General features: G+C 68.8%; 9 protein-coding genes. 5 read left to right on the forward strand and 4 right to left on the reverse strand.

What is annotated here, in order from left to right; all coding sequences use genetic code 11:
• Positions 1 to 84: 84 nt before the first annotated feature.
• Together CKY28_RS01010 and CKY28_RS01015 are read left to right on the forward strand one after the other, a co-directional pair.
• On the forward strand, positions 85 to 603 hold the full coding sequence (locus tag CKY28_RS01010; RefSeq protein WP_095996472.1) for a hypothetical protein: 519 nt from the start codon (positions 85 to 87) through the stop codon (positions 601 to 603).
• A complete protein-coding gene (locus CKY28_RS01015) occupies positions 590 to 2,089 on the forward strand; it encodes a terminase large subunit domain-containing protein (protein ID WP_245841476.1) in 1,500 nt (499 codons plus the stop codon). Before CKY28_RS01010 ends, CKY28_RS01015 begins: the two co-directional genes overlap by 14 nt.
• A 128-nt stretch (positions 2,090 to 2,217) precedes the next feature.
• Here CKY28_RS01015 and CKY28_RS01020 read toward each other — a convergent pair whose 3' ends face one another.
• The 4 genes from CKY28_RS01020 to CKY28_RS01035 all read right to left on the reverse strand — a co-directional run bounded on the left by CKY28_RS01020 (position 2,218) and on the right by CKY28_RS01035 (position 9,357).
• On the reverse strand, positions 2,218 to 4,737 hold the full coding sequence (locus tag CKY28_RS01020) for a calcium-binding protein (RefSeq protein WP_141243825.1): 2,520 nt from the start codon (positions 4,735 to 4,737) through the stop codon (positions 2,218 to 2,220).
• 131 nt (positions 4,738 to 4,868) lie between these two features.
• Positions 4,869 to 6,902, reverse strand: coding sequence for an RNA polymerase sigma factor RpoD (gene rpoD, locus CKY28_RS01025; protein ID WP_095996475.1), 2,034 nt, complete (start codon positions 6,900 to 6,902; stop codon positions 4,869 to 4,871).
• Positions 6,902 to 8,758, reverse strand: coding sequence for a DNA primase (gene dnaG / locus CKY28_RS01030; RefSeq protein WP_095996476.1), 1,857 nt, complete (start codon positions 8,756 to 8,758; stop codon positions 6,902 to 6,904). Before dnaG ends, rpoD begins: the two co-directional genes overlap by 1 nt.
• 146 nt (positions 8,759 to 8,904) lie before the next feature.
• Positions 8,905 to 9,357 carry a GatB/YqeY domain-containing protein gene (locus tag CKY28_RS01035; protein ID WP_095996477.1) on the reverse strand — a complete coding sequence of 151 codons (453 nt, stop codon included), beginning with the start codon at positions 9,355 to 9,357 and terminating at the stop codon, positions 8,905 to 8,907.
• Positions 9,358 to 9,470: 113 nt separating this feature from the next.
• On the opposite strand from CKY28_RS01035, the gene carA reads away from it, so the two are divergent.
• The 3 genes from carA to carB are packed head-to-tail and all read left to right on the forward strand — an operon-like array spanning position 9,471 to position 14,276.
• A complete protein-coding gene (gene carA / locus CKY28_RS01040; RefSeq protein WP_095996478.1) occupies positions 9,471 to 10,640 on the forward strand; it encodes a glutamine-hydrolyzing carbamoyl-phosphate synthase small subunit in 1,170 nt (389 codons plus the stop codon).
• A gap of 1 nt (position 10,641) precedes the next feature.
• Positions 10,642 to 10,929, forward strand: coding sequence for a hypothetical protein (locus CKY28_RS18100; protein WP_141243826.1), 288 nt, complete (start codon positions 10,642 to 10,644; stop codon positions 10,927 to 10,929).
• Complete coding sequence (carB, locus tag CKY28_RS01045; RefSeq protein WP_095996479.1) at positions 10,929 to 14,276, forward strand: carbamoyl-phosphate synthase large subunit; 3,348 nt, start codon at positions 10,929 to 10,931, stop codon at positions 14,274 to 14,276. The genes CKY28_RS18100 and carB overlap by 1 nt, the downstream gene beginning before the upstream one ends.
• Positions 14,277 to 14,285: the final 9 nt, after the last annotated feature.

Genomic DNA, 14,285 nt, shown 5'->3' on the forward strand with positions numbered 1-14,285 from the left:
CCCAACGAACCACCCCGGTTCGCACCCTTGACAATCCGGGCCCGATGTGGAACATAGCAGGAACAGGGCAGGGGAGCACGAGACATGGCGAGCAGGGGAAAACCGTCGGACGCACGGGGTCCGGCGGGCACGATCACGCGCCGCGGCGGCAAGGACGGCCCGCAGGTCGTCGCCACCACCGGCAAACGCTGGTCGGACGAGGCGGAACGGATCTTCCTCGACGCGCTGGCGTCGAGCTGCAACGTCCGGCTCTCCGCCGACGCCGCGGGCTTCTCGACCGTCGCGATCTACCGCCGCCGCCGCGACGACCCCGGCTTCGCCCAGCGGTGGCAGGCCGCGCTGGAGCAGGGATACGCCCGCATCGAGATGGCGCTGGTCGCCGCCACCGGAAACGCGCTGGAGGGCTTCGCGCCCGACGCGGACGCGCCCATCCTCGTGACCAACGCGCGCGACGCCATCGCCGTGCTCCAGCTCCACCGCGCGAGCGTGAAGGGGGAGGGGCGCTTCCCCGGCCGGCCCGCGCGCCCGCGCTCGCTCGAGGAGCTCAGCGCCGGCATCCTCGCCAAGTTCGAGGCGATCGAGGCCATGCATGGCAAGCGCTGAGGGCATCGCGGGGCGGGCACGCGACTGGAGCCACCTCCATCGCCCTCGCCCCCGCGGCCGCCGACGGCGGCTCGCCCCCGACATGACCGTCTTCCGCTATCTCTGGGACTGCGACGCCGACAAGCGCGCGCGGGCGATCGGGCAGCTGGGCCAGGAGGAGCGCGACGCGGTCGAGCGCTACTGGCCCGAATGGGCGCATGACGGCCAGCGGCCGCCGCCCGGCGACTGGCGCACCTGGGTCCTGATGGCGGGCCGCGGCTTCGGCAAGACGCTCGCGGGCGCGAACTGGGTGCTGGAGGCCGCCAAGGCCGACGGCTCGCTCCGTATCGCGCTGGTCGCCGCGACGCTGGACGAGGCGCGCCGCGTCATGGTCGACGGCCGCAGCGGCCTGCTCAGCGTCGCCGACCGCTGGATCGAGGAATGGAGCCCCAGCCGCGACCTCATCCGCTTCGTCGGCGGCGCGGAGGCGACGCTCTTCTCCGGCGCGAACCCCGACCGCCTGCGCGGCCCCGAGCACCACATCGCCTGGTGCGACGAGCTCGCCAAATGGGAAAAGCCGCTCGACACCTGGAACAACCTCCAGCTCGGCCTGCGCTTGGGGCGGCACCCCCGCGCGCTTGTCACCACCACGCCGCGCCCCGGCCCCGCGCTCCGCCGCATCATGGCCGAGCCCGGCTGCGTCGCCACAGGCGGCCGCACGACCGACAACCCGCACACCTCCGCCGCTTACAAGGAAACGGTCCAACAACTCTTCGCCGGCACCAGGCTCGGCGCGCAGGAACTCGACGGCCTCCTCCTCCCCGACGGCGGCGCCCTCTGGACTCCCGAGACGCTGGAGAAGTGCCGGCGATGGAGCGGCGCGTCCCTTCCCCCGTTCGCTTCGAGCGCAGTCGAGAAGCCTTCGACGTCGGGTACGTCGCGGTTTCTCGACTGCGCTCGAAACGAACGGGAAGGGGGTGGTCGAGACGAACGGGAGGGGGCGGCCTTCACCCGCACCCTGATCGGCGTGGACCCACCCTCCGGCGACGGCACCTGCGGCATCGTCGCCTGCGCGCTGGACGAGGACCGCGCCGGCCACGTCCTGGCCGACCACAGCGTCACCGGCCGCTCGCCCGAAGGCTGGGCCCGCGCCGTCGCCGACGCCGCCGCGGTCCACGGGACACGGGAAGTCGTCGCCGAGCGCAACCAGGGCGGCCAGATGGTCGCCTCCGTGCTCCGCGCCGCCGACACCGGCCTCCACGTCCGCCTCGTCCACGCCAGCGACGGCAAGACCACCCGCGCCGACCCGGTCGCCCTCCTGTTCGAGGCGGGCCGCGTGACGCTCCACGGCCGCCTTCCCGACCTGGAGGCGGAGCTGCTGGGCCTCGTCGCCGGCGCGCCCTACCAAGGCCCGGGCCCCAGCCCCGACCGCGCCGACGCGATGGTCTGGGCGCTGACCGAATTGATGCTCAAACGGCAGGCGAGGGTAGGGGTGCACATCTTCTGAGCGCTCACTTCCCCGTCACCCCGGACGGGGGGTTCCCAGCAAAGTACTACTTTGCTGGGAACCCCTGTTCCGGGGTCCATCGTCGATCGGGCACTCCCGAGAGAGGGCGCGCACGACGCACTGTTGCTCTACGCTCCCGGCAGGTCCGTGATCGGCTGCACGATGGTGAACTGCGCGGCTGTGAGTTGAGTGCCGGCTGCGAGCTGCGCGAACTGCACCTGAGCGCCCGCGCCGTTGCCGTCGCCGTCGTAGAACAGCCGCCCGGTCGCTTGATCGTATATGATCCGGTCGTCGGCATCTTGGGCGCTTGCGCCGACGACGAAGCGATCGTTCGCCACGGCGGTGGTCACCTCGGCCAAACCGGGGAAGAGCCCGGCCACGAGGCCGATGCGGTCATCAGCCCCGAAGTCCCGGATCGTATCCGTGTTGCCTGCGGCCGGAGCCGTGGTGAAGGCGAACACGTCCGCGCCGCCCAAGCCGATCAGAGTGTCGTTTCCGCCGCGTCCGTCGATGATGGTGGCCGCGTCGTTGCCCACCACCGTTTGCGCGAACTCGTTGCCGCGCAGCGTGTAGGCCGAGCCCGCGTCCGATGCGGACCCGACCACGGCCGCGAGCGCTTCCACCTCCGCGCCCTGCCGAAGCTGATAGCTCGTGTTCGCGTAGACCACGTCTTGGCCTTGCCCCACCTCTTCCCTGACCACGTCGCCCTGCGTGAACACGGCGTAGGTGTCGTCGCCGAGAAGCCCGATCAGCGTATCGGGCAGCCGCTCGTCGTCGCCGCCCCGGCCATTGAGGATGTTGTCGCCGTAATTGCCTGCGACGACCTGAGACGCGCCATTGCCTACGAGGTAGAACGCCTCCGTTCCCGCCTGGAACGCGGTGGACAGGTACTCCACCGCGGCCGTGGAATACAGGAAATAGCTCGTCCCCGACGCGTACACCGTATCGAAACCGAAAGTGTCCTCGATCACGTCGCCGGTCGCGAACACCCGGTAGGTATCGTCTCCGCCATAGCCGCGCAGCGTATCCGGCGCGCCGCCCCCGGTGGAAAGGATGTTGGCCCCGTCATTCCCTTCGATGACCTGGCTGTCCGAGTTTCCGGCGATGTTGACGCTTGCGAACCCGCTCGATGCGTAAAGCCGCTCGATCGAGACGCCGCCGGCGAGCTGATAGGCGGAAGCGGTGACCTGCACCACGTCGTAGCCCTCGCCCGGCGCCTCCACGATCGCATCGTCGGCTTGATCCACGATGTAGCCGTCGTCGCCCAGGCCGCCCGTCAGCCGATCCGCGCCCAGGGCTCCGTCGAGCGTGTCGGCGCCGTCGCCGCCGGTCAGCGTGTCAGGCCCGGCATAACCGACCAGGTAATCCGCGCCCGCCGTGCCGCCGACCAGGTCCGCTCCGTCGGTGCCGCGGATGGTGGGGCGGAACACCAACGTGTCGACCTCACGCTGGTAGCGCGTGAACCGCGGCGTCACATCGTAGGAGAAGGCCAGCCCGCCGTCGGCGAGCACGGCCACGTCGGCCTGGCCGACTGAAGATGGTGGAAAGCTTCCCGTAAAATAGGGCGGGCCGAACGCGAATCTCTCGCTCGCGACCTGACCCGCCGAGTCCAGAACGAAGATGCTGCCGGCCCGGGCTATGGGCTCGCCGCTGGAGAACGTCGGCAGGTCTGGGATGGACAGCAGGAACCCACCATCGGGAAGGCTGTCGAGATACGGCGTGCCTCCGGCGATCCGCAACAGCACCGGCGTGGCTTCGCCGTTCCGGGCCCCGTCCGCCGTGAAGCGTTGCACGAAGACGCCGACCTCGGGTCTGCCGACGCCTATCCAGGTCGCCGCGAAACCGCCATCGGCCGTCGCGGCGAGGTTGGGTCGATGCTGGACGCCCGGCGCGAAGTCGTTGATCGCCACGTCGGCGACCGGTCGCCCCGCGGCGTCGTAGATGAAGGCGCGCGCGCCTGCGCTCGCGGCGCCGTCGACGATTTCAGCCGTCGGATCGGTCAGCGCCACGACGAAGCCGCCGTTCGCCAGCCCGATCACGTCGCCGAGCTCACGGTCCGGCGCGCCGGCGAGCGTGATTATCTCGCCGGTGACGGCCGTGCCGGTCGCGTCGAAGGCGCGCGCCCGGACGCTTGTGCCGTTCACTCCGTCGTCGGCCTGTTCCCATGCGACCACCAACCCGCCGCCGGCGAGGGAGGCGATGTGCGACGCGGTCTGGAAGCCCTCGGCGGACGAGTTGACCGTGAACGCGGCGCCGACCGGCCGACCGGCGCTGTCGAACACGCGGGCGTTTATGTCGAAGCTGCGTGATGGCGGGTACTCCGTCGTCCAACTGACCGCGAACCCCCCGCCGGCGAGGCCGACCACGTCCGGCTGGATCTGATCGTAGCCGACGTCACCCGCGACCGTGATCGCCGCTCCCACGGGTACGCCGGTCGCGGTATAGATCTGGGCCTTTACCGTGGTCGCGCTCGGCAGCGTGTCGATAAAGGCGACGACATAGCCGCCGCCGGTCAGCGCTCCGATCCCGGAGGTGTTCTCGACATAGTCGTACGTGTTCCGAGGCACGTTGGCCTCGTCGAAGCTGTAATAAGTCTGCTGCGCGCCAGCCGCATTGTAAAAGCGACGAGATCCGAACGCTTGCAACACGCTAACTCTCCCCGGCGACCGCTGCTCGTCGGACACCATGGTCGGAGGGGCGGCTAGGTCAAGGTCGAACCGCCGGCCGGCCTGGCGGCGTGCGGATTAGCTCGCCGCTAATCCGTCTTGCCGCTGGCGGCCTACTGGTCCAGGAAGCTCCGCATCTTCCGCGACCGGCTCGGATGCTTCAGCTTCCGCAGCGCCTTGGCTTCGATCTGCCGAATACGCTCGCGCGTCACGCTGAACTGCTGGCCGACCTCCTCCAGCGTGTGGTCGGTGTTCATGCCGATACCGAAGCGCATGCGTAAGACCCGCTCCTCGCGTGGCGTCAGTGACGCGAGGACGCGGGTGACCGTCTCCTTCAGGTTCGCCTGGATCGCGGCGTCCACCGGGATGACGGCGTTCTTGTCCTCGATGAAGTCGCCGAGGTGGCTGTCCTCCTCGTCGCCGATCGGCGTCTCGAGGCTGATCGGCTCCTTGGCGATCTTCATCACCTTGCGGACCTTCTCGAGCGGCATGCTCAGGCGCTCGGCCATCTCCTCGGGCGTCGGCTCGCGGCCCTGCTCGTGGAGGAACTGGCGGGAGGTCCGGACCAGCTTGTTGATCGTCTCGATCATGTGGACCGGGATGCGGATCGTGCGCGCCTGGTCGGCGATCGAGCGGGTGATCGCCTGCCGGATCCACCACGTCGCGTAAGTCGAGAACTTGTAGCCGCGGCGGTACTCGAACTTATCCACCGCCTTCATCAGGCCGATATTGCCCTCCTGGATCAGGTCCAGGAACTGCAAGCCCCGGTTGGTGTACTTCTTGGCGATGGAGATGACGAGCCGGAGGTTCGCCTCCACCATCTCCTTCTTGGCGATGCGCGCCTCGCGCTCGCCCTTCTGCACCATGTTCACCGTGCGGCGGAACTCGGCCAGGCTCATGCCCGTCGCCTGCGCGATCTCCGCGATCTCGTTGCGGATGCGCGCGACGGCCGCGGCCTCGTTGGTCGCGAAGTTCGTCCATTTCTTGTCGAGCTTGCCGACGCCGTCGAGCCAGTTCTCGTCGAGCTCGTTGCCGACATAGCGGTCGAGGAAGTCCTTGCGCGGCACCTTGTGCCGCTCCGCGAGCCGCAGCATCTGCCCGCCCAGCGCGGTCAGGCGCCGGTTGAAGCTGTAGAGCTGGTCGACGAGGTATTCGATCTTCTGCTGGTGGAACTGGACGCTCTCCACCTCCGCGGTCAGCTCCTCGCGGAGCTTCTGGTACTTCTTCTCGTCCGCCGCCGACAGCTCGCCGCCCGCCGCCATCGCGTCGAGACGCTGCCCCTGCACCTTGGAGAACTTCTTGTAGATCGCGGTGATGTTGGCGAACTTCTCCAGCGCCTGGGGCTTGAGCGTCTCCTCCATCTGCGCGAGGCTGAGGGTATTGTCCTCCTCCTCGTCGTCCGACGGGCGCGGGGCGCGGCGCTCCGTGAGGTCGTCCTCCTCGTCGGCGGACTGGACCTCCTCGACCTCCTCCTCTTCCTTAAAGGCGGGGCCGGCGGTCTTGGCGCTGATCTCGCCGTCCGCGGCGTCGTCGGCGTCGTCGGACAGCGCTTCGGGGGCGGGGTCCTTGTTGAGCATCGCGTCGAGATCCAGGATCTCGCGCAGCTGCATCGTGCCCTCGTTCAACGCGGTGGACCAGTCGATGATGGCGTTGAAGGTGATCGGGCTCTCGCACAGGCCCAGGATCATCGTGTCGCGGCCGGCCTCGATGCGCTTGGCGATCGCGATCTCGCCCTCGCGCGACAGGAGCTCGACCGCCCCCATCTCGCGCAGGTACATGCGGACGGGGTCGTCCGTGCGGTCGACCGTCTCCTTCTTCTTCTCGACGACGGGCGCGGAGCCGTCGTCGGACTGGTCGGGGGCGTCGTCCTCCTCTTCGGGACGCTCCTCGGCCTCGCCTTCCTCGCCCTGCTCGTCGTTCTCGACGACGTTCACGCCCATCTCGTTGAGCGCCGACATGATGTCCTCGATCTGATCAGTGGTGAACTGATCTTGGGGCATCATCTCGTTGAGCTGGTCCACGGTGATGTAGCCGCGCTTCTTGGCGCGCGCGATCAGCTTCTTGATCTCGGCGTCGTTGAGATCGATCAGCGGCGCGTCGCCCGTATCCGTCGTGTCGGCCGCGTCCGCCATGTTCGCCTTCGCCATTAATCGTCCTCAGACCCGAATTGCCGGGCGTCTTCGGCGGCTTGGCACAGATTTGCAAGTCTATCCCTCAACGCCTGTTGCTCCTTCACGAGCGCCACCTGCCGTTCGAACGCCTCCTCCGTGAAACCGGCCTGAAGCGCCGCGGTCGCGTGCGCCAGCTCCTGCTCCACCTCGGGTTGGGCGACCATGATCGCGATCGCCTCGTCGAGGTCGACGTGCGCGCGCACCGGATCGCCGCCCGCCCGCGTGAACGAATAGGGCATCGTGTCGGCCCGGAGCAGGTCGGAGCTGACCGCTTCGAAACCGGATCGCGCCAATATGGAGACGAGGCGGTCGCTATCAAGCGCACGGTCTTCGAGCGCCAGGTCGACCACCGCTTCGAACAGGCGGCCGAGCGCGCCGTCCGCCATGCGCAAGGAGCCCAGCACCTCGACGTGGCGGGCGATCTCGGCGGGATGGCGGATCAGGCCGGCGAGCACGGCTTTCGCGAGAACACGGTCGATGCCCGCGGCGCGCACCGCCTTAGCGTCGGGGGTGACGGGGGCGGGCGGGGGCTTCCACTTCTCGCCGGATTGGCGGCGCTGGAACTGGCGCGGGGCGGGCGCGAAGTGCGCGTCGAAGCGGCGGCGGAACTCCTGGCCGTATTCGTACTTCACCGCCGGATCGGCGATGATCCCCGCCAGCTCGGCGAGGCGGCGCTTGAGCCCCGCGCGCTGCTCGGGCGTGTCGAGCGGCTCGGCGGCGAGCTCGGCGGTCCACAGGCGGTCAACGAGCGGTTCCGACCGCTGTAGGATCGCCTCGAACGCGTCACGGCCTCTGGTGCGGACGGCGTCGTCGGGATCCTGGCCCTCAGGGAGCGTGACGAAGGCGAGGCTGCGGCCGGGGGCGAGCAGGGGCAGGGCGCGATGGGCGGCGCGAAGCGCGGCCTTCTGCCCGGCGGCGTCGCCGTCGAAGCAGAGGAGGGGCACTGGGACCATGCGCCAGAGCCGTTCCAGCTGCGCCTCGGTCAGTGCGGTGCCGAGCGGCGCGACGGCCTCGGCGATGCCGGCCTGAGCCAGCGCGATCACGTCCATATAACCTTCGACGACGAGGACGCGGTTCGCCTTGCGCGCGGCGGGCGCGGCGCGGTCGAGGTTGAAGAGCGTGCGGCCCTTGTCGAAGAGGGGCGTGTCGGGGGAGTTGAGGTACTTCGGCTCGCCGTCCCCGATGACGCGGCCGCCGAACGCGATCACGCGGCCGCGCGGGTCGCGGATGGGGATCATCAACCGGCCGCGGAACCGGTCGTACGGCTCCTTGTCCTCTACCTTGATGAGCAGGCCGGCTTCGATCAGCGCCGCGTCGCCATAGTCCTTGAGGTGCTGACGGAGCTTCACTCGACTGTCGGGGGCGTAGCCTAGGTTGAACGCCTTGGCGGTTACGGCGGTGAGGCCGCGCTTCTTGAGCAGCACCTGCGCGTCGGCGCCGTCCAGGCCGCCGAGCTGGGCCTCGAACCAGTCCGACGCGGCTTGCATCGCGTCGTGCAGGCCCTTGGCGCGCTCCTGGCGTTCGGCGGCGCGGCGGTCGGGGGCGGGGACTTCCAGACCGGCCGCGGCGGCGAGCTCCTTCACCGCGTCCATGAAGGGCAGGCCGCGCTGGTCGGTCATCCAGCGGATCGCATCGCCGTGCGCCGAGCAGCCGAAGCAGTGGTAGAAGCCCTTGTCGTCGTTGACGTAGAAGGAGGGCGTCTTCTCGTTGTGGAAGGGGCAGCACCCCTTCATCTCGCGGCCCGCGCGCGTCAGCTTGACCGTCTTGCCGATCAGAGCCGACAGCGAGGTGCGCGCGCGGAGCTCGTCGAGGAACTGCGGCGAAAGACTCATGCGCGCGATTTTATACTGCTCTCTTCGGCGACCAAAGGCAACGGGCGGGGCGCGTCACGCGAGTAAATCGCGTGACGTCGGACGCGGCAGGGCCGCGCCGGCCGCGCTCGCACGTCTCGCGTCCAGCGAGGCTGGACGCGTGCGCGCTACGCCAGCGCCGCCTTCACCAGCCCGCTCGCTTTGCTCATGTCGAGCTGCGGCCCGTGGCGCGCCTTCAGCTCGGCCATGACGCGGCCCATGTCCTTCATGCCGGACGCGCCGAGCTCGGCCTTGATCGCCTCGATGGCGGCGGTCGTCTCGGCCTCGTCCATCTGGCGGGGCAGGAACCGCTCGATCACCTCCACCTCGGCGCGTTCGGCGTCGGCGAGCTCCTGGCGGCCGCCCTGTTCGTACATCGCGATCGATTCGCGGCGCTGCTTGACCATCTTCTGCAGCACTTCGACCACGAGCGCGTCGTCGTCGGCGGGCGCGCCACTGGTGCGCGCTTCGATGTCGCGGTTCTTGATCGCGGCCTGGATCAGGCCGACGGCGGCGCGCGTCGTCTTGTCGCCGGCCTTCATGGCGGCGACCTGCGCCGCCTTGATGTCGTCTCGAATCACTCTCGTCCCCTTACGTTCGAACGGCGGGCTTTATCAGATTGACGGGCGCGGACGCCACGACTAGCGGACGGGGCTTAGCGACATCGTTGTTCCCGCAGGAGTGCCCGCCGACCATGGCCGACGCCAATCCCTTCGCCGCGCCTGCCGGAGCTACGGGGTGCTTAGTTCTGGCGTCGGGGGACGTATTGTGGGGCCGCGGCTTCGGTGCGGAGGGGGACGCGGTCGGCGAGGTGTGCTTCCACACCGCGATGACCGGCTATCAGGAGGTCATGACCGATCCGAGCTTCGCCGGGCAGATCATCACCTTCACCTTCCCGCACATCGGCAATGTCGGCGCGAACCCGGAGGACCTGGAGGCGGACGCGCCGCATGCGCTGGGGATCGTGGTGCGCGAGGACGTGACCGCGCCGTCCAACTTCCGATCGGTCGAGCGGCTGGACGAGTGGATGCGGAGCCACGCGCGGGTCGGGCTGGCGGGCGTGGACACGCGGGCGCTGACGCGGCGGATCAGGACGGGCGGCGCGCCGAACGGCGTCATCGCGCATCGGCGCAACGGGCGGTTCGACGTCGAGCGGCTGATCGAGAAGGCGCGGGCCTGGCCGGGGCTGGAGGGCATGGACCTGGCGAAGGACGTGTCAACCAACATGCATTACGGTTGGGACGGCGGCGTCTGGCGGCTGGGGTTCGGGTATGACCGCGCAGGCGAAGCGGACGGGAAGCCGCACGTCGTCGCGATCGATTACGGCAGCAAGCACAACATCTTCCGCAATCTCGCCCGCGCGGGCGCCAAGGTGTCGGTCGTGCCCGCGACGGCGACGTTTGAGGAGATCATGGCGCTGGAGCCGGACGGCGTTTTCCTGTCCAACGGACCGGGCGACCCGGCGGCGACGGGGGCGTACGCCGTGCCGGTGATCCGGCAGGTGCTGGACGCGGGCGTGCCGCTGTTCGGCATCTGCCTCGGCCACCAGCTGCTGGGGCTCGCGGTGGGCGCGCGGACGACCAAGATGTTCCAAGGCCACCGCGGCGCGAACCATCCGGTGAAGAGGCTGTCCGACGGCGCGGTAGAGATCACCAGTATGAACCACGGCTTCGCGGTCGAGCCCGACAGCCTGCCCCCGAACGCGCGCGAGACGCACGTGTCGCTGTTCGACGGGTCCAACGCGGGGCTGGAGCTGACCGACCGACCGGCGTTCAGCGTGCAATACCATCCCGAGGCGAGCCCGGGGCCGCAGGATAGCGTATACCTGTTCGAGAAGTTCGTGGGGCAACTGAGGAGTAACTAAGGTGTTCGAGTTGCTCGCCGTGCTCGTGTCGCAAGTTGGTGATGCGCCGCCTGCTTCATCGGAGCGGAGGATACATCAAGCGGAACTCGACGCGTTTTCGGATGCCTGCGCGACACCACGTAAGTGGCTAAAAGCCCCTCCCAACAACGAGGTGCTATTTAGGCCTTCTCGGCGCGCGAAGTTCGAGCAGGTGGGCTGCCTAATTGCACAAATGAGAAAGAGTAATTTGCCGATGAACTTAGGCTTTGTCGGCAATGAGGCCTATGGCGCGGAGCACGATAGAAACTGATGCCCAAACGCACCGACATCTCCTCCATCCTGATCATCGGCGCGGGGCCGATCGTCATTGGGCAGGCGGCCGAGTTCGACTATTCGGGGACGCAGGCAGCCAAGGCGCTGCGGGCTGAGGGCTACCGGATCGTGCTGGTCAACTCCAACCCGGCGACGATCATGACCGATCCGGAGCTGGCGGACGCGACGTATGTGGAGCCGATCACGCCGGAGGTGGTCGCCAAAATCATCGAGCGGGAGCGGCCGGACGCGGTGCTGCCCACGATGGGCGGGCAGACGGCGCTCAACACGGCGCTGGCGCTGTTCAGGGACGGGACGCTCGACAAGTTCGGCGTCCGTATGATCGGCGCGGACGCCGACGCGATCGACAAGGCGGAGGACCGGCTCAAGTTCCGCGAGGCGATGACCAAGATCGGGCTGGAGTCGGCGCGGTCGGGGATTGCGCACTCGGTCGAGGAGGCGCTGGCCGTGCTGGAGCGGACGGGGCTGCCGTCGATCATCCGGCCGAGCTTCACGCTCGGCGGCACGGGCGGCGGCGTGGCGTACAACCGCGAGGAGTTCATCGCGATCGTCCGGGGCGGGCTCGACGCGAGCCCAACCACCGAGGTGCTGATCGAGGAGTCGCTGCTCGGGTGGAAGGAGTATGAGATGGAGGTGGTCCGCGACCGCGCGGACAACGCCATCATCGTCTGCTCGATCGAGAACGTCGACCCGATGGGGGTGCATACGGGCGACTCGATCACCGTTGCGCCGGCGCTGACGCTGACCGACAAGGAATATCAGATCATGCGCAACGCGAGCATCGCGTGCCTGCGCGAGATCGGCGTGGAGACGGGCGGGTCGAACGTGCAGTTCGCGGTCAATCCCAAGGACGGCCGCCTGATCGTGATCGAGATGAACCCGCGCGTCAGTCGCTCCTCGGCGCTGGCGAGCAAGGCGACGGGCTTTCCGATCGCCAAGGTCGCGGCGTTGCTGGCGGTCGGCTACACGCTGGACGAGATCCAGAACGACATCACGGGCGCCACGCCCGCGTCGTTCGAGCCGACGATCGATTACGTCGTCACCAAAATCCCGCGCTTCGCGTTCGAGAAGTTCAAGGGGTCGGAGGCGGTGCTGTCGACCGCGATGAAGTCGGTCGGCGAGGTGATGGCGATCGGCCGCAACATCCACGAGTCGACGCAGAAGGCGCTGCGCGGGCTGGAGACGGGCCTCAGCGGCTTCGACGAGGTCGAGCGGCTGATAGGCGCGCCGAGGGCGGAGATCGAGGCGGCGCTGGCGACGGCGTCGCCCGACCGGCTGCTGATCGCGGCGCAGGCGTTGCGCGAGGGCTTCTCGGTCGAGGAGGTGCACGCGATCGCGAAGTACGATCCGTGGTTCCTCCAGCGGATCGAGGAGATCGTGGCCGCCGAGCGCGAGGTGATGACCGACGGGCTGCCGATCGAGGCCGAGGGCATGCGGCGGCTGAAGGGCATGGGGTTCAGCGACAAGCGGCTCGCCTGGCTGGCGCTGCAGTCGGCGAACCTGCGCGGGATGCGGCGCGGCATCGCTCGCGGGTCGGGGCTGATCCACGAGGCGGTGGTCGCGATGACGGGCGGCGTGACCGAAGAGGAGGTGCGCCAGCACCGCCGCAAGCTGGGCGTCAGGCCGGTGTTCAAGCGCATCGACACCTGCGCGGCGGAGTTCGAGGCGCGAACGCCGTACATGTATTCGACCTATGAAGCGCCGAGCTTCGGCGCGCCCGAGGACGAGAGCATGCCGTCCGACCGGCGCAAGGTCGTGATCCTGGGCGGCGGGCCGAACCGGATCGGGCAGGGGATCGAGTTCGATTACTGCTGCTGCCACGCCTGCTTTGCGCTGGCGGACGCCGGGTTCGAGACGATCATGATCAACTGCAACCCGGAGACGGTGTCGACCGATTACGACACGTCCGACCGGTTGTATTTCGAGCCGCTGACGGCCGAGGATGTGCTCGAGATCCTGCACGTCGAGCAGAGCCGGGGCACGCTGCACGGCGTGATCGTGCAGTTCGGCGGGCAGACGCCGCTCAACCTGGCGCGTGCGCTGGAGAAGGCGGGGATCCCGATCCTCGGCACGAGCCCGGACGCGATCGACCTGGCGGAGGACCGTGAGCGCTTCGCGGACCTGGTCGCGCGGCTGGGGCTGTCGCAGCCGGCGAACGGCATCGCGCGGAGCCGCGAGGAGGCGGTCGCCGTGGCGGAGCGCATCGGCTACCCCGTGCTGATGCGGCCGAGCTACGTGCTGGGCGGACGCGCCATGGAGATCGTCGACGGGCGGCCGCAGCTGGAGGAGTATATCCAGACGGCGGTGCAGGTGTCGGGCGACGCGCCCGTGCTGATCGACCAGTACCTGCGCGACGCGGTCGAGGTCGACGTGGACGCGATCTCGGACGGTGAAGACGTGGTCGTCGCGGGCGTGCTCCAGCACATCGAGGAGGCGGGCGTCCATTCGGGCGACAGCGCCTGCTCGATCCCGCCCTATAGTCTCGCCCCCGAGATCGTGGCCGAGATCGAGCGGCAAGCGGAGCTGCTGGCGCGCGCGCTCAAGGTGCGCGGGCTGATGAACGTCCAGTTCGCGGTCAAGGACGGGCGCGTCTTCCTCATCGAGGTCAACCCGCGCGCGTCGCGGACCGTGCCGTTCGTCGCCAAGGCGATCGGCGCACCCATCGCCAAGATCGCCGCGCGCGTGATGGCGGGCGAGCGGTTGCGCGACTTGGGCGCGATCGACCGGCACATCGACTTCTACGCGGTCAAGGAGTCGGTCTTCCCGTTCGCGCGCTTCCCCGGCGTCGATCCGGTGCTGTCGCCGGAGATGAAGTCGACGGGCGAGGTGATGGGCATCGATCGGGATTTCACCACCGCCTTCGCCAAGTCGCAGTTGGGCGCGGGCACGGTGCTGCCGCGGGACGGCGCGGTGTTCGTCAGTGTCAAGGACGGTGACAAGCCTGCGGTTCTGCCGGCGGTCACGATGTTGGTGGAGGCGGGCTTCACGATCCTGGCGACCCAGGGCACGGCCGGCCACCTGGCGGCGGCGGGCGTGCCGGTGGTGACGGTCAACAAGGTGGCGCAGGGCAGGCCGCACATCGTCGACCGGATCAAGGACGGCGGCGTGCAGCTGATCTTCAACACGACGGAGGGCTGGCAGTCGCTCAAGGACTCCAAGGCGATCCGCGAGTCGGCGCTGCAAGGGAAGATCCCGTATTTCACCACCGCGTCGGCGAGCGTGGAGGCGGCGAAGGCCATCGCCGCCCGTGCCGGCGTACAGGGCGAGGAGGGGCGGCTTGAAGTGCTCCCGTTGCAGGCTTATCATTCGCAGCTGCAAAACTGACCCCTGCAT

The sequence above is a fragment of the Sphingomonas lenta genome (assembly GCF_002288825.1).
Classification (GTDB): domain Bacteria; phylum Pseudomonadota; class Alphaproteobacteria; order Sphingomonadales; family Sphingomonadaceae; genus Sphingomonas; species Sphingomonas lenta.